This window comes from Actinoplanes sp. NPDC051411 (assembly GCF_040682075.1).
Lineage (GTDB): Bacteria > Actinomycetota > Actinomycetes > Mycobacteriales > Micromonosporaceae > Actinoplanes.
Genome location: NZ_JBFBAD010000047.1, coordinates 43,786 through 60,608, shown reverse-complemented (window position 1 = coordinate 60,608; position 16,823 = coordinate 43,786). Strand labels below are relative to the sequence as shown.

At 68.2% G+C, this 16,823-nt stretch carries 10 protein-coding genes; 7 read left to right on the top strand and 3 right to left on the bottom strand.

What is annotated here, in order from left to right; genetic code table 11:
* The 3 genes from AB0M88_RS25395 to AB0M88_RS25385 all read right to left on the bottom strand — a co-directional run bounded on the left by AB0M88_RS25395 (position 1) and on the right by AB0M88_RS25385 (position 3,960).
* The gene (locus AB0M88_RS25395) at positions 1–1,890 is read right to left on the bottom strand and encodes an alpha-L-rhamnosidase (RefSeq protein WP_364106289.1); all 1,890 of its coding nucleotides are present in this window, start codon (positions 1,888–1,890) and stop codon (positions 1–3) included.
* A 204-nt stretch (positions 1,891–2,094) separates the two neighbouring features.
* Positions 2,095–2,910 (bottom strand): aldo/keto reductase, encoded by an 816-nt coding sequence (locus tag AB0M88_RS25390; protein ID WP_364106287.1) that lies wholly within the window; start codon positions 2,908–2,910, stop codon positions 2,095–2,097.
* A gap of 39 nt (positions 2,911–2,949) precedes the next feature.
* Complete coding sequence (locus tag AB0M88_RS25385; RefSeq protein WP_364106285.1) at positions 2,950–3,960, bottom strand: LacI family DNA-binding transcriptional regulator; 1,011 nt, start codon at positions 3,958–3,960, stop codon at positions 2,950–2,952.
* Positions 3,961–4,222: 262 nt separating this feature from the next.
* Between AB0M88_RS25385 and AB0M88_RS25380 the strand changes: the two genes are divergently transcribed.
* The 7 genes from AB0M88_RS25380 to AB0M88_RS25350 all read left to right on the top strand — a co-directional run bounded on the left by AB0M88_RS25380 (position 4,223) and on the right by AB0M88_RS25350 (position 16,774).
* Positions 4,223–5,308 (top strand): substrate-binding domain-containing protein, encoded by a 1,086-nt coding sequence (locus tag AB0M88_RS25380; protein WP_364106283.1) that lies wholly within the window; start codon positions 4,223–4,225, stop codon positions 5,306–5,308.
* A 58-nt stretch (positions 5,309–5,366) separates the two neighbouring features.
* Positions 5,367–6,140, top strand: a complete 774-nt coding sequence (locus AB0M88_RS25375; protein ID WP_364106281.1) for an ATP-binding cassette domain-containing protein — start codon at positions 5,367–5,369, stop codon at positions 6,138–6,140.
* On the top strand, positions 6,137–7,348 hold the full coding sequence (locus tag AB0M88_RS25370) for a sugar ABC transporter permease (RefSeq protein ID WP_364106279.1): 1,212 nt from the start codon (positions 6,137–6,139) through the stop codon (positions 7,346–7,348). The genes AB0M88_RS25375 and AB0M88_RS25370 overlap by 4 nt, the downstream gene beginning before the upstream one ends.
* A gap of 43 nt (positions 7,349–7,391) precedes the next feature.
* Positions 7,392–8,624: a family 1 glycosylhydrolase gene (locus AB0M88_RS25365; protein ID WP_364106277.1), complete on the top strand. Its 1,233-nt coding sequence runs from the start codon at positions 7,392–7,394 to the stop codon at positions 8,622–8,624.
* 150 nt (positions 8,625–8,774) lie between these two features.
* Positions 8,775–10,148, top strand: coding sequence for a PHB depolymerase family esterase (locus tag AB0M88_RS25360; protein WP_364106275.1), 1,374 nt, complete (start codon positions 8,775–8,777; stop codon positions 10,146–10,148).
* Positions 10,149–10,242: 94 nt separating this feature from the next.
* Entirely contained in the window at positions 10,243–13,239 is a 2,997-nt protein-coding gene (locus AB0M88_RS25355) for a glycosyl hydrolase (protein ID WP_364106273.1), read from the top strand.
* A 97-nt stretch (positions 13,240–13,336) separates the two neighbouring features.
* A complete protein-coding gene (locus AB0M88_RS25350) occupies positions 13,337–16,774 on the top strand; it encodes a glycosyl hydrolase (protein WP_364106271.1) in 3,438 nt (1,145 codons plus the stop codon).
* The last annotated feature ends 49 nt before the right edge of the window (positions 16,775–16,823 follow it).

Below are 16,823 nucleotides of genomic sequence, written 5' to 3'. Positions count from 1 at the left end.
CTACTGGGTCAGCTGCACGGTCGGCGAGGCCGCCCAGCCGTGCGCGAGGCTGGCGGTGGCCCGGTTGACACCGCCGTCATTGTTCTTGAACTCCCACAGCCCGCCGGTGTAGAGCGGGTTGGCCGGGTCGACCATCGGCCCCCAGGTGCGGCGCATCAGGGCGAGGGCACCGTCGACGTCATCGACCGCGAACCGGCCCGCGGTCTCCATGCCGTTGCCGAACGGCTCGATCGTGTGCCCGGTCGGGTCCTGCAACCCGGGACCCATGATCGCCCCGTACGGGGTCCACAACGTCTGCAACGCGTGCAGCACGCTCGCGCGGCGGTCGGCGGGCACGAAGTCGTACTGCAACGCCAGCGAGTTCGCGTCCTCGACGAGCACGTCCGGGTGGTCGGTACTCTGCCCGTACGCCCCCAGGGTGGGATTCCACAACCGTGAGTTGACTGCAGTCTTGATCGCGTCGGCCTTGGCGTCGTAGCCGGCCGCCGCGTCGGCCGAGCCGACGTTGCGCTCCAGCCAGGCCATCTCGCGCAGCAGGATGTAGTAGTCGATGCTGTATTTCGTGACCTCGCCGGTCTGGGTGGCCTGCCAGAAGTCGCGGTCGTTGGACGCGACCAGGTTGTCGGCGGTCAGGAACGTGTCGTTGTAGGCCAGCTCCCGGCGCAGGTTCGGCAGGACGCCGAGGATGAAATCCTTGTCGCCGGTGTACCGGTAGTAGTCGATCGCGGCGCGGGCGCCGTAGCCGGAGTAGTTGTTCGAGTAGAACAGCGGTGATCCGGCCGGGGAGCGGCCCTTGGAGAAGTCCGGCGAGCCGGGCAGCGCCCCGTCGGCCCGCTGCGTCGCGAACAGCACCTGCAGCGACGACTTCAGATAGGCCGCGCCGACATCGCCGAGGGTGCTGATAATGGTCGGCCCCTGCACCAGCAGGTCACCGGTCCAGATGCTGCGGTCGCGCTTGGCCCCGTCGAAGATCCGCTCGTCGGGCAGGCCGTTGACTCCGGCCGGTTTCGTGTTGAGCTGCAACGTGTAGGCACCGGAGTACCACATCCGGTTGAGCTGGTCGTCGCTCGATAGGAACCAGCCCCGGTAGTCCTTGGCGGTCGCCCGATACGCCTGGAAGTCGACCCCCACGCCGGACAACGTCACCGTTCCCGGGCTGGTCAGGGTCAGCAGGATGAACCGGAAGCCGCCGTGGAACGTGCCGTCGACCGTGCCCGCGGCGCTGACCTGGAGCGTGTCGGGGCCGCCCACACCGGCAAGTCCTCGCGACTCGTCGGAGGCCGGCGCTCCGGGTGAGGTGGCCACCGCGGCGCCGTTCGCGACGTCCTGGTCGAGCGGGCGATCAAGGCCGACCGTGCGGGCGGTGGCGTCGAAGCCGGTGATCGTCCGGGTCTGATCGCCGATGGTAATCGTGTTGCCGACCTCGAAACTGGCGGTCGAGGCGACCGTCACCTGACCGGCGCCAGGCGCGGCCGCAGCGGAGACCGTGGTCGCCGCGGGGTGGCGCAGATATTGCCGGGACTCCCCCGTCACCAGCGACAGCGTGGCCGCGCCGTCGACCTTGGTGACGTCGACGTGCGGGGTGCCGGCCACGTCCCGGCCGAAGTCGAGAACCACCGAGGCAGGGGTCTGGCCAGCCACAGTCGTCAACGTCGCGGTCTTTCCGCGGCCGTCGACGAGCGCCGACGCACGCGAGACCTGGCCACGGCTGTCGGCCCGGAGGGGTTTGACCTGCTCGGACGAGGGGCCGAGGACATAGGACTGCCACGACCGCGGGTTCGCGGAGGCGGGCGCGGGTGCCGCTGTGACGCCGACCGCCAGCACCAGGCCGACGACGAGAGTTCGCCGGGTTCTGGACGCGAGCGGTGACGTGAGGACGGGTCGATGCAACGTCGTTCCTTTCTCTCCACAGCCAAGTTGTAACGTTTCATCAAGCGGCGAGCGACGCGGGCCACGACGGAACGAGAGGTTGGGCCGCGCACATCGGCCGATCGATGTAGGCAACGTTTCCCACATGTTTCGGCGACCGTATGCATCGATGCCACGGGCAGTCAAGGCTCCAGGGGCCGATCGCGTAATTCGACACGGGTACCGTTATCCGCCGCTGGGCTGTCCCTCGCGCAGCATTGCCAGATCGGCGCGGTCGAGCCTGATGTCGGCGGCACGGGCCGACTCCGAGATCGTGTCCGGACGGCTCGCGCCGGCCAGAGCGGTGACGTACGCGCCCTGCGCCAGCACCCACGCTAGCCATACCTGTGCCACCGACACTCCTCGGCGGCCGGCCACGCGGACCACGGCCGGAGTGTCGCGGCGCGCGTCCGCGCCCCCGAGTGGCATGTAGGCCAGATAGTCCAAACCCTCCCGGCCGCAGTACTCCACAGTCGGCAGATCGTCGCGGTCGCCGAGCGAGAGCCGATTCTGTACCACCGCGATCGGCGCCTCGCCCCGGGCCAGCTCGATCTGCGCGACGCTCACATTCGACAGCCCGATCGCGGCGATCTTCCCCGCGTCGCGCAGCTCGCGCAGTGCGCCGACGCTCTCGGCCAGCGGCACCGACGGGTCGACATGGTGAAGCTGATACAGCCCGATCCGCTCGACACCGAGGTTGCGCAGGCTCACCTCGCAGTCGGCCCGCAACGCGGCCGGGCGGGCATCGACCGGGAACTGATCGCCGGCCCGCCGGTGGCCGCCCTTGGTCGCGATCAGTACCTCGTCGGCGTCCGAACGCTGTGCTAAGGCTCGCCGGACAAGGTCCTCGGCGTAGGACTCGATCCCTACCCGGGTGTACGCCAGCGCGGTGTCGACCAGCCGGATCCCGCCGTCCAGGGCCGCATGCACGGTGGAGATCCCCTGTTCGGTGGAGATGTCCCGGAAAGCCAACGGTGCAGTGCCGAAGCCGATAGCGCTCACGAATCTCCCTCTAAATGTCGCCGCGCAGCCCTCAAAGCGTCAGACGGTGTCGCGGCTGATGACCTGGATGGCCTCCGGCCCCGGACCGGGCGGCGGAGCAGCCCCCTCAAGCACGTTTATCACCGAGATCGCCAGATATTTGCCGAGTTCCGACATCCCGGTAGCGACCGTGGTGAGTGCCGGCGAGGTAAGCGCTCCGGCAGGAATGTCGTCGACCCCGATGACCGCGAAATCCCCCGGCGCGTTCAGGCCCTGAGCCCGCATTCCCGCCAATACAGCCAGGGCGACCTCGTCGTTGTAGGCGCAGATTCCGGTGATCTCGGACTTCAGCCGGCGCCAGTAGGCGACCGCCCGGCCGGACGAAACGGCGTTCAGGGCGGTCACGCGCGTGACCGGTTCGCTCAGGCCCAGCTCGGCGCAGGCCTGCCGGGCGCCGTTGAGCCGCGGCTGGGCGAAGGCGGCCAGGCGATCGTCGTCGGGCAGGGCGAACCCCAGGCGGCGGTGGCCGGCGGCGGCAAGGTGCTCGACCTGACGGTGCCCGATTCCGCTCTGGAAGTCGGCGAATGTGCCTCCGCCGGCGAACGCGAAGGCCGGGGTGAGCACCGTGATTCCGGAGCGGCGGACGACGTTGGCCTCGTCCTCGCTGAGCGCTTGGTGGTTGATGACCGCCGCGGGATTGATCGCTTTCCAGAGGTCGGCGATCGGACGCGCCGACCGGGGGTGCGCATGCATCACCAACGTCAGGCCGGCGGTCGCCAGGGCGAGCGTCAGGTCCTCCACCAACCGTGCGATAGCGGCGCCGATGGGCCACTCCGGTGTCAGGAACAGCACGACGTCGCTGCGCCCGGAGCGCAGGGCCCGGGCGGCGGCGTACGGGGTGTAGCCGAGCCTCTCGGCCGTGTCGAGCACTCGCCGCTTGGTCGCCTCGGAGATGGACTGGTTGGGAGCCCCGTTGAGGACGTAGCTGACCGTGGTGCGGGAGACGCCACTGTGCCGGGCCACCTCGGCGCTGGTCACGCGGGCGGTTTCCCGCGGTTCCGGTGCCGGCACGGTGACCTCCAGTTCCGTCCGCTCCGTTCGAAGACATGTCTTGCCATCGATCAACCCGAAGCCTACAGTGCGGTTACTGACACGTGTCACCATTGTCACAGACCGATGACGACCCCAGCAACGTGAAATCACCCATTCAGAGCCTCGAGCGTTCTTGAATCGTTTCACACCGTCGTCTGGTAGCCGCCGCACCCCGGCCGACTGCCGTCAAGCTCCCGGCGCCGTCCGGCGCCGTCCAGACCCGAGGGAGGGTCTCGTGCGGATGCGAACCATTGCGGTCCTCGCGATGCCGATGCTGTGCGCCGGCGCGCTGGCCGCCTGCACCAAGTCCACCGAACAGAGCTCAACCCCGGCCAGGAACGGCAGCTGCAAGATCGCGCTGCTGCTGCCGGAGAACGCCACTCCCCGATACGAAGGCGCTGACAAGCCGTACTTCGAGGCCGAGATCGCCGCGAAGGCGCCCCAATGCAAGGTTCTGTACTTCAACGCGGCCAACGACGGGACCAAGCAGAAGACCCAGGCCGAGACCGCGATGACCCAGGGCGCTCAGGTACTCGTACTGGACGCCGCCGACACGAAAGCGGTCGCGAGCATCATCGAGGAAGCCAAGGCCAAGGGCATCAAGACGATCGCCTATGACCGCACGCCGAACGGGCCGGCGGCGTACGAGTTCACCTTCAACTCCCAGCAGGTGGGCCAGTTCCAGGGCCAGGCACTCGTAGACGCCATGACCAAAGCCGGTGTGCCCAAGGGCTCGTCCATCGTGATGATCAACGGGGACACCGGCAACCTCGAGGCCAAGAAGTTCAAGGCCGGCGCGCACAGTGCGATCGACTCGTCCGGATACAAGGTGGGTGCCGAGTACGACACTCCCCTGTGGTCTCCCGACACCGCGACGACCGAGATGAGCCAGGCCATCACCAAGCTAGGCAAAACGAATGTCAAGGGCCTGTACGTCGCGAACGACACCATGGCCGGCGCCGCCATCAACGCCATGCAGCAGGCCGGAATCACTCCCCTGCCGCCGGTGACCGGCCAGGACGCGGCCACCGACGGCCTTCAGCGCATCCTGCTGGGCAAGCAGACCATGACCATCTACAAGCCGTTGAAAAAGGAAGCCGCTGCCGCCGCGGACGCCGCCATAGCCGTCGCCACCGGCCGACCGGTCTCCACCACGACGTCGGTCACCAACCCCAGCGGCGACGCGATCCCGGCCGAGTTGCTGACCCCGGTCGTCGTGACCGCCGCCAACGTGAAATCCACGGTCGTCGCTGACGGCTTCGTCAAGGTCTCGGCGCTGTGCAGCGGCGACACCCAGCCCGCCTGCCAGAAGTACGGCATTTCCTGAACGTGGCTCGGGCGCGCCACCCGACCGGGGTGACGCGCCGCGGGAAGGGACACTCCAGATGGCTGCCATCATGCGGTTGACCGACATCTCCAAGCGGTACGGCGCCGTCCAGGCGCTGAATCGCGTCAACTTCCACGTGAACGCGGGCGAGGTCGTTGCGCTGGTCGGCGACAACGGCGCCGGGAAGTCCACGCTGATCAAGGTGATCGCCGGAGCCGGGCCGGCTGACTCCGGCACCATCGAGTTCGACGGCGCACCGGTTTCGCTCACCCACCCGCACGACGCCACCCGCCTCGGCATCGCCACCGTCTATCAGGACCTGGCGCTGTGCGACAACCTCGACGTCGCCGCGAATCTGTTCCTCGGCCGCGAAGAACTGCTGAGCCGGCCCTGGCGTTACCTGCGGCTGACGAACAAGGTCGAGATGGCCCGCCGGGCCCGTGACCTGCTGGCCACCCTGCGAGTGGAGATCCGTGACGTCCGGGTCGCGGTCGCGGCTCTCTCCGGCGGCCAGCGTCAGGCCGTGGCGATCGCCCGGTCACTGCTCGGCGACCCCAAGGTGGTGTTGCTCGACGAGCCGACGGCGGCCCTCGGGGTCGCCCAGACCGCCCAGGTCCTCGAACTCATCGCCGAGCTGAGAAGTCGCGGTCACGGGGTGGTCGTGATCAGCCACAACCTGGCCGACGTCTTCGATGTCGCCGACCGCATCACCGTGCTGCGCATGGGCCGCAACGCCGGGGACTACCCGGTGCGTGACACCACCCAGCAGGAGGTCGTCGCGGCGATCACCGGGCTCGATGCCCGGGCCACCACGACAGGGGATCAGGCATGAAGACCGCTGACGAGACCATCTCCCCCGCGCCGGCCACCGCACCTGCCCGTCCGGCCACACCACGGCTGCGTTCCGGTGACATCGGGGCGCTGCCCGTGCTCGCCGGCCTGCTGATCATCTGGATCACCTTCCAGTCCCTGAACGGCGCGTTTCTGTCGCCGGACAACCTCTACAACCTGTCCCGCCAGATCTCGTACGGCGGTGTGGTCTCGCTCGGCGTCGTCATGGTGCTGCTCATCGGCGAGGTCGACCTGTCGGTGGGCTCGGTCAGCGGGCTGGGCGCCGCGGTGCTCGCGGTGCTGGTCGAGTCCCACGGCTGGAACCCGGTACTGGGGATCGTGGTGACCGTCCTGCTCGGCGCGGCGGCCGGGTTGGTCCAGGGCTTCATCCGGACCCGGTTCAACGTGCCGTCCTTCGTAGTCACCCTCGGCGGGTTGCTGCTCTTCTACGGCTTGCAACTGAGGATCCTGGGCAGCACCGGCACCATCCGGTTCCCGTTCGGGCAGGCCGTGGCGCAGATCGAGAACCTGACGTTCACCACCGCGACCAGCTACGGGTTCGTGGCACTCGCGACGGCCGGATACCTTCTGGCTCTGGCGAACAGCCACCGCCGTACCGCCAAGGCCGAACTGCCGAGCAGATCCTGGCTCGGCATCGGCGTTCGCACTGCCACGCTGGCCGTGGTCGCGACGCTCAGCGTCTGGGAGCTCAATCGAGGCAGCGGGCTCCCGCTGGCCCTGGTGATCCTGGTCGGCCTCGTCCTGGTGTTCTGGGTGCTGACCACCCAGACTCGGTACGGGCAGCGCGTCTACGCCGTCGGCGGCAACGCCGAGGCCGCGCACCGGGCCGGGATCAGTGTCACCGGAATCCGGATCTCCGTGTTCTGCCTCTCCGGCGCGACCGCGGCCTTCGGCGGCGTGATGTCGGCCTCCTACGTCGGCGCCGCCTCCCAGGAGCTCGGCGGCGACACACTTCTGCTGTACGCCATCGCGGCCGCGGTGATCGGCGGCACGAGCCTGTTCGGCGGCCGTGGCAGTGCCTGGGCCGCCCTGCTCGGCTGGCTGGTCATCGGTTCGATCTACAACGGCATGTATCTGCTGAATCTGGAGTCCGACATCCAGTACATGATCATCGGGGCGGTTCTGATCGGCGCCATCGTCATCGACGCGGTCACCCGCCGCAGCCGCAACAGCCCGATCCCCCGCTGATCGCCGCCCCGCCGCCGGCGCACACCCGCGACAAAGGAGACCCGTGAGCAGTTCCGGACAAGCCGACTTTCCGCCCGATTTCCTGTGGGGGGCCGCCACGGCCGCCCATCAGGTCGAAGGCGGCAACGTCAACAACGACTGGTGGGACTTCGAACACGGCCCCGCCACGGCAGCCAACGAATCCTCGGGCGACGGCATCGACCACTTCCACCGCTACGCCGAGGACTTCGCCCTGCTGAAGTCGTTGGGGCACAACGCACACCGCTTGTCCCTGGAATGGTCGCGGATCGAGCCCGCGCCGGGAGAGTTCAGCCGGACCGCGCTCCACCACTATCGCAGGGTGCTGGTCGCGCTGGCGGACGCCGGACTGACCGGCTTCGTCACGCTGCATCACTTCACCCTGCCGCGCTGGTTCGCCGCCCGCGGCGGCTGGCTCGGGCCGGACGCCGTCGCGCTGTTCGGCCGCTACTGCCGGCGGGTGACCACCGAACTCGGCGACCTCATGCCGTTCGTGTGCACCATCAACGAACCACAGATGCTGGCCTTGCACGGCTATCTCGAGGGCTATCACCCACCCGCGCTGACCAATCCAATCCTGTGGAAGCGGGTGGGGCCGGTCCTGCTGGACGCGCACCGCGCCGCCGTCGACGCCGTGCACCAGGCGAGCCCGGGCTCGCAGGCCGGGCTGGCGGTGCAACTTCCCTTGCTCGCCCCGGCCCGCGAGGACGAAGCCTGCCGCTCGCTGTGCCGGGAGCTGGAGGCCGAGATCATCGACCTCTATCTCGACGGTCTCACCAGAGCCGACCGCGGCGACTGGCTCGGCATCCAGTACTACCGCAAACAATGGGTCGATCCGGCGTTGCCGACCCTGTTCGCCGCTCCCCCGGCGGGCTCGGAGCTGACCCAGATGGGGTGGGCCGTGCACCCCGAGGGACTGACCCGGATGCTGCATCGCGCCGCCCGCACCGGCCTGCCCCTGTACGTCACCGAGAACGGCATCGCCACCGAGGACGACACCGAACGGATCAGCTACCTCAACCGGCATCTCGCCGCGCTGGCCACCGCGATCGCCGACGGGGTGGACGTACGCGGCTACCTGCACTGGTCGGCCTTCGACAACTTCGAATGGGCCGAGGGCTACCGGCCCAAGTTCGGGCTCATCGCGGTCGACCGGCAGCGGGACTTCGCCCGCACCCCCAAACCGAGCGCACACGTCCTGGCCCGGGTCGCCACGACCGGTCGCCTCGACGCTGCAACAAGCCAGGCCGCCATCTGAGCGTCATCTGACCCTCCGAGGAGGGCGGGGATCCTCCATGTCGGTACTGACACGTGTCACTCCTGGAAGGAGACGAACATCGTGAAGCTCCACCGCACAACACAGCAATCGCCATCGCGGCGAAGGCGGTCGCGTACGGCCGTCGCCGCCGTGGCCGTCGCCGGCCTGCTCGGCGGCTTCGCCGCAACCGATCCGGCGTCGGCGCAGGACCGGCCGGGGCCGGGAAGCGACTGGCGTTCGCTGCCCGACGGAACCTACGTCGGGCATACGACTCCGGGCGATGACCTCATCTCCTACCGCCTTCAGGTCACCGTCGCCCATCACCGGATCACCGCCGCCGACTTCTGGGAGCTCTGGGACGGCTTCGACTACTCCGCCGCGTCGGACACCTACATCCAGCAGTGGATCATCGACCCGGCCCGGCGAGCCGCCTATCTCGCCGCCGCGCCCACCTACCTGGCCCGCATGGACGCGGCAACCGCCTATGACACCGCGCTGGTCGGGCACACCGGACCGGACCGGCTGCCGCCACCGGCCGGCGACCCCTCGGTCCACCGGGCACTGCTCGAGGCCTGGAAGAACGTGCTGCAGTTGCGGCTGCGACTCAACCAGCACGTGAACCAGACGCTCGGCGACAACGGCGACGCCCCGCACACCTGGAACGAATACATCCCGCCGGCTGTCACGAAGAACCCGCGCAAACCCGTTCCGCTCGTCTTGTCGCTGCACGGGTCGGGCAACTCGATCGTCAAGGCCGAAGGCCTCGGATTCCCGTTCCTCGGCGCCCAGCAGGACTTCGTCACCCTCGTTCCCGACGACAGCAACAACGGCAACACCTACGGCAACGACGGCTCCTGGAACGTCGCCCCGGCTCCCGGCGGAACCCAGCTCAGCGACGTCGACTTCCTGCTCGCCCTGATCAAGCACGAGGAGGCCACCCAACCGATCGACCCCCACCGCATCTACCTGACCGGAATCTCCAACGGGGCCGCGATGTCCAGCTACCTCGCGATGCTGCACCCCACCATGTTCGCCGGCGTGGCGGCCTTCGCCGGTGGCGTCGGCTCGACCGGCGGATCGTTCAACGCCACCTTCCTGAGCCAGATCCAGGCAGTACTGGCGAACAACCCGGCGCCCGGCCTGCCGGTCGTCCTCGGATCCGGGGACGAGGATCAGATCAACTGGCGTTCGCCGGTTCGCGGCCAGGGCCCCGACAGCACGGCCGCACCCGGCTACCAGACCCAGGTCGCCTGGTGGAAGACCTACAACGGCCTCGCCTCGAACACCTGGGACCCGCGCTACCCGTGGGGCCAACCCCTGCAGCACAACCGGACCCTCACCAAATACACCTTCACCATCCACACCGGGCAACTCCCGGCCGCCGGCCGGGGTCCTGCGCCGATGTCGTTCTATCTGGTGAACCAGATGTTCCACGACGACCCGAACCCCTACGCCGACATCTTGTCCTGGGATTTCCTCAAGCACTTCAGCCGCAGCAGCACCGGCACGCTGAAGTGGCAATGACCGGTGGCCCGGATCAGCACAGGTGACTCCCCCGCCCGACGCACCTAGGGAATGACGTATGCGAACTATCAGCCGCATCTCAATGAAACGTTTCATGATCGCTACTGCCGCTTTCGCGTGCAGCGCACTCGTGGTGGCATCGAGCGCGAGCGCCGAGCCGTCCACCCGGCAGGGCCCGCAACAGACCGACGCCGTGACCACGATCGCCGGCGGGCTCTCGGCCACCCAGTTCAAGAACCCGGGCACGTCCTACAAGCCGGCTATCCGCTGGTGGTGGCAGGCGCCGCTGACCAACGACGAAGCACTGCGCGAAATGCAGGCGATCACCGACGCCGGGTTCAGTGAAGTGGAGATCGCCTTCTCCTCGGGTGCCTGGGCCACCGATGATCAACGCACTGTCCTGGGCAACGTCCTCGACAAGGCGTCGACCCTCGGCATCAAAGTATCCATGACGATGGGCCCGGCCTGGCCGATCAAGACGCCCAACACGGGCGCTGGCTCCGGATTCGCGTCACAGGAACTGCAGTACGGCCTCGTGCATCTGAGCGCCGGGCAGCACTACTCCGGGCCAGTGCCGGCGCCGATCGACGCCGCGAAACAGAAGCAGCCGACCACACTGGTCGAGGTCACGGCCAGCCGCGTGGTGCAGGCCGGCCCGGACGTGACCATGCCCGGCACCCCGCCGACGTCGTCGACCGTGCTCGACCGCAACTCGCTGATCGAACTCACCGGCCAGGTCACCAACGGCCAGATCACCTGGACGGCGCCCGCCACCGGGAACTGGGAACTGTTCGGCCTGTGGTCGCGGGACAACTCCGCCGAGTACACCAGCGAGTTCGACGCCTCCGCGGCGCAGCAGGCGACCAAGGACCTCGACCAGATCCAGATCGGCCCGGACAACGCGCCGAAGCTGACCAGGTCCGGCCAGGACCTGTTCGAGGACTCCCTCGAGCTGCACGCCACCTCGATCTACTGGACCCCGCAGATCCAGCAGGAATTCAAGGCCGCCCACGGCTACGACATGGCCAAATATCTGCCCCTGCTGTTCGTTCAAGGCGAATCGGACTTCCCGGTGCCGCCCAAGCAACCGGTCCCGGACTTCACCCTCTCGGATCGCAGCGCCGACAAGATCCGGCATGACTACTACGAGACCCTGACCGACCTCTACGTCAGAGACCACCTCCAGCCTCTGCAGCAATGGGCCGCGAAGTACGGCATGCAGTACAAGGCCCAAGCCTCCTACGGGCAGGACCTCGAGCCGGTCCGCAGCTTCCGCTCGCTACAGCAGCTCGGCGGCCGCTCCGAAACCGAATCCCTGGACGGCGGCGAGAACCTGCCGATCTCGACCGACGACCCGTCCTGGGCCAACTCGCTGGCGTTCCAGCAGACCATCGCCTCCGGCGTCCACCAGGGCGGCGGAACCCTGCTGAGCACCGAGCTCGGCGCGATCTTCAAGCCCGCGTACAGCATGAACCTCAGCGACTACCAGGACCTGATGGCCAAGGAATGGGCGGCCGGCGTGTCGCAGCCGTTCATCCACGGGTTCGCGCTGCAGGCTCCCAACGCCGCCTGGCCGGGCACCACCCGCTTCGGCGAGACGGTCACCGAGAGCTGGAACGACGCCACCTTCCCGCAATGGTCGAGCTGGCCGACCCTGACGAGCTACTTCGCCCGCGGAACCCGAGTCCTCGAGACCGGCACGGCCAAGACCGACGTCGCCGTCTACAGCGACGCGTTCCTGTCGGCCCGCGGCAACCAGACGCCGTTCGACGAGCAACGCCTGCAGAAGGCTGGCTACTCCGTCGAATACCTCGACCCGGTCGGCCTGGCCGACCAAAGCCACCCTCGCAACGGCGAGCTGTTCCCCACCACCAGCGGCTACCGCGCACTCGTGATCGACCAGCGCGCCATCTCCCACCAGGCCGCGGCCGCGATTCTTCAGGCGGCGAAAGCCGGCGTCCGGGTCGTGTTCGTCGGAGCACTGCCGGACCAGGACACCACCTACGCCACCGGCGTCAGCGGCGACAACCAGGTGAAGACGGACATCGCGGCGACGCTACGGCAGCACTCCGCCACCAACGTCGCCGCCCAAAGCGACGTGGCAGCGGCCCTGACCGACCTCGGCCTGACACCGCGCGTGGCCTCGCACAACACCCAGCTGCTCACCCAATGGCGGCAGGTCGACGGCGGCGACTACATCGACCTGTACAACCCGTCCGACAAGCCGGTCACGTTCGACCCGTCGTTCGACGTCCAGGGCGTGCCCTCCCAGATGAACCTCTGGGACGGCTCGACCTCGCCGATCGCGCAGTACACGACCGGCAAGGGCCGCACTTCGATCCCGATGACCCTGCAGGGCAAGGAAACCAGGATCATCGCGATCAACAAGAAGGCGACTCCGGGACTTCACGTCGTCGGTGACACCCCGCCCGAAGGCGGCCGGCTGACAGTGTCCGGCGACCGCATCGAGTTCCTGGCCACCACATCCGGCGCCCAGAACCTCAAACTGTCCAACGGCAAGACCGTCCGCATCGAGCCGCTGGTCGACAACGACAAGGACATCCCGCTGTCCGGTCCGCCCTCCAGCCGCCCCTCCCTGATCGACCCGTGGAGCCCCTGGTCGCTCACCGTGCAAACCGCGACGCCGACCGGAAGCAGCACCGTGTCGGTCCCCAACGGCCTGGGCGACTCCCAGTTCCAGCAGTTCAACTTCAAGGACTGGCGCGACATCACCACCCTGCACGGGGAATCCGGCGTGGGCACCTACACGGCCACCACCACGCTTCCCGACGGCTGGACCCCCGACGCCGCCCACGGCATGCTGCTGAACCTCGGCACCGTCGACGGCACCGCGAAAGTCACGGTCAACGGCACCGTGGCCGGATCCCAGGTCACTGACGGACAACAGTGGGACATCACCCGGCTCCTACACGCCGGAAAGAACACCGTGAACGTCGAGGTCCGCACCACCCTGCGCAACGCCGTGTCGACCTACAACAAGAAGGCGGTCGCCAGCCAGCCGTACGGGCTGCGCGGACCGGTGACACTGCAGCCGACGGCCACCACGACCGTGTACGAGTCACGCCACTGACAACGGCCGGACGCGACGCCTGTGGTCCCCGAGGGGTCACCGCTCCCCAGGCCACAGACGTCGCCGGCCCCAACCTTCCTCTTCGCTTGGAGTCCTCATGCCCTCTGCTGGCCCCAACAGCAGCCGCCGTACCGTCCTCAAGGGAACCCTGGGCGCCGCGACCGCGGCCGCCCTGGGCGGCAATCTGAAAACGCCAGCCGCCCCCACGAGCGCCGCCGCGCATGAACTGCTGCCCTCCTTCCTGACCCCGCCCCGGTCCTGGGCACCCCGCGTCTGGTGGCACTGGATGTCGCCGAACATCACCCAGGACGGCATCCTCAAAGACCTGGACTGGATGCGACGCACCGGCATCGGCGGGTTCCACCAGTTCACCGGCGACGGCAGCCGCAGCGTCTACGTCCCGGATCCAGCGGTCTACATGACCCCGGAATTCAAAGACGCGTGGCGTACAGCCATCGCGGGCGCCGCCGAGCGCAACCTCGAGGCCACCCTCTCCTCCTCGGCCGGCTGGTCGATCACCGGCGCGCCCTTCGTAGCCGGACCGGACGGCATGAAAAAGCACGTCTGGACCGAGACCCGGGTCACCGGCGACAACCGCAAACAACGGCTGAGCCTGCCCCGCCCGCCCGAAGTGAAAGGTACCTTCCTCGATTCAACGCTGACACAGAAGTCCCTCAACCCGCAGCCGGATCTGTACGTCGACCAGCGCGTCTTCGCCTACCGCGTGAACGACGCCGCGGATGCCATCCCCGGCGTCTTCTTCAGCGCCTACAGCGCCACCGCGTCCGGTCCCGTGGAGACCAACGGGGATGCCGGAGTACAGCTGAACGCCGCCGACGCCGCGAAGATGAGCAACGACTCGGTTGCCGACCCGGTCTACCTGCGTAACGCCCAGCCCTGGGTGCGGTTCGAATACGCCGAGCCGATCACCGTGTACGCCTTCACGGTCGCCGCCGGCGGCAGCTTCGGCGGCTGGGTCAACCTGATCGAGACCGGCAACGCGATCGCGATCTACAGCAGCACGGACGGCACCACCTGGGGATCCGACCTCGCACTCAAGGACGCCACGGGCAGCAACCTGTACAACGGCGTCCAGCGCACCATCGCGATCCAGCCCACCACCGCGCGTCATTTCAAGGTGCAATGGCTCGGGGGCACCGACATCGCACTCGGCAAACTCGTCCTGCGGAGCATCCCGACGGTGCACAAGTGGGAACACAAGGCCGGCTTCGGCACCGTCGGCAACTTCTACAAGATCGACACCCCGGACGGTACGCTCCCGGGCGTACCGAAATCGGCCGTCATCGACCTGACCTCGCGAATGAATGCGGACGGCACGCTCGAATGGTCTGCCCCGCGCGGGCACTGGGTGGTCGTACGCCTCGGCTACAGCCTCACCGGGCACGAGAACAGCCCGACCACCGCCGCCGCGACCGGGCTCGAGGTGGACAAGCTCGACCCGCGGCGCGTACGGGCCTACCTCAACACCTACCTGGATGAATTCGAGAGCATCGTCGCGCCCGAACTGTGGGGCGACGACGGCCTCAGCGGCGTCCTCTGCGACAGCTTCGAGGCCGGCTTCCAGACCTGGACCGACACCATCCTGGCCCAGTTCACCAAACGCTACCGCTACGACCCAGGCCCCTGGCTGCCGGCGCTGACCGGCACCATCGTGGAGAACGCGGCCGACACCGACCGGTTCCTCTGGGACTGGCGCAACCTGCTCAGCGAACTGCTGGCCGAAGCCCACTACGGCACCATCCACGACGTGGTGCACGAGCGTGGATTGCAGCGATTCGTCAGCCAGGCCCAGGAGGACCGGCGCGGCTGGTTCGGCGACGACCTGGCGATGCGCGCCCGCGCCGACATCCCGATGGGCGCCTCCCGCAGCGTCACCACCACACTCGGCGGGGTCGTCCAGGAGCAGTTCCGGCTGGACATGAAGGGCGCCTCCTCACTGGCCCACGTCTACGGACGCCCGTACGCCGCCTGCGAAGCCTTCACCATCACCGGTGGACGATACGTCCCACGGGACCTGAAGCCGTTCGCCGATCAGCTCCTGGTCGCCGGAACCACCCAGTTCGTCGTCCATAGTTCCGACCACCAGCCCCTGGACGGCGGCCCGGGCACCACGCTGGGCGGCATCGGCTGGTACATGAACCGCAACCAGACCTGGGCCGAGCAGGCGAAGCCGTTCGCCACCTGGATGGGCCGCACCGCCGGCCTGCTGAACCAGGGCACCAACGTCGCCGACATCGCCTACTTCTACGGGCAGGAGGCGGCACTCAGCGGCCAATGGCTACCCGCACCGGCCGGAACCGGCGTGCAGCCCGACGTCCCGCGCCACCACCAGTACGACTTCGTCAACGCCGAGATGCTCCTCGACGAACTCCAGATCAAGAACAACAAGCTCGTCACCCGATCGGGACAGTCGTACCCGCTTCTGTACCTGGGCGGCATGGCAGACCGAATGACCCTCCCGGTCCTGGCCAAGATCCGGGACTTCGTCCGCCACGGCGGCGCGGTCTGCGGCCCCAAACCGACCGGCTCGCCAAGCCTCGCCGACAACCGAACCACCTTCGCCCGGTACGCCCGCGAGCTCTGGGGCGACGGCACCGAACCCTTCCGCACTGTCGGCAAGGGATCTGTCATGACCGGACTGGACCCGGACACCGCCCTCGCCCGCATCCACGTCGCCCCGGACCTCACCTTCGAGCCGGCGCAGGCCCCGCTGACCTTCGTGCACCGCCGCACGGCGAACACCGACATCTACTTCGTCGTCAACAACGACCACACCAACCCGGTCACCGCCGAACTGAGCCTGCGCACCGCGGCCGCCGGCGTCGAACTCTGGGACGCCGTCACCGGCGAGGTCCGACGAACAACCTTCACCACCAAGTCCGGCCGCACGACCGTCCCGCTGACGTTGCGGGCCGCCGACTCGATCTTCGTCGTCGTCACCCGGGGACGGCCAAGTTCGGCGACAGTCGCACCCGTCAGCGAGCAGCCCTCCAACGCAACCACCGGCACCTGGGACCTGACCTTCTCCCCACCACGCGGCACACCCGACTCACTGCGGCTGGACACCCTCGTCCCGCTCTCCGGCCACAGCATCACCGACGTGAAGTACTACTCCGGGACCGTCATCTACCGCACCACCCTGACCACCGGCCTCGACCCCGCCGCCCTCCGCGATGCCCGCATCCTGCTCGACCTCGGCGAGGCCAACGAATTCGCCGAAGTGAACCTCAACGGCACCAACTTGGGCGAGATCCTCTGGCGCGCCCCATACCGTCTCGACGTCACCGGCGTCATCCGCAAAGGCGCCAACACCCTCGAGGTCCGCGTCACCAACACCTGGTTCAACCGCATCGTCGGCGACCTGCAGCCAGGCGTCACCACCCAGTACGCGACCAGATACAACAACGAAACCTTCGGTGCCAGCGCCGGCGCCGCCCTGCTGCCGTCCGGCCTCGTCGGCCCGATCAGCCTGATCATCCAGCGAGGACCCAAACCGATTCGCGTCCCCGCGTAAACCTCGAACTGCTCTTTCACGCGAACGGCGGCCCGCTCGTCCAGCAGGC

Bases quoted from the DNA above. Each gene is read 5' to 3' on its own strand.
- AB0M88_RS25350 (WP_364106271.1), top strand. From the start codon at position 13,337: ATGCCCTCTGCTGGCCCCAACAGCAGCCGCCGTACCGTCCTCAAGGGA.
- AB0M88_RS25380 (WP_364106283.1), top strand. From the start codon at position 4,223: ATGCGAACCATTGCGGTCCTCGCGATGCCGATGCTGTGCGCCGGCGCG.
- AB0M88_RS25375 (WP_364106281.1), top strand. From the start codon at position 5,367: ATGGCTGCCATCATGCGGTTGACCGACATCTCCAAGCGGTACGGCGCC.
- AB0M88_RS25370 (WP_364106279.1), top strand. From the start codon at position 6,137: ATGAAGACCGCTGACGAGACCATCTCCCCCGCGCCGGCCACCGCACCT.
- AB0M88_RS25355 (WP_364106273.1), top strand. From the start codon at position 10,243: ATGATCGCTACTGCCGCTTTCGCGTGCAGCGCACTCGTGGTGGCATCG.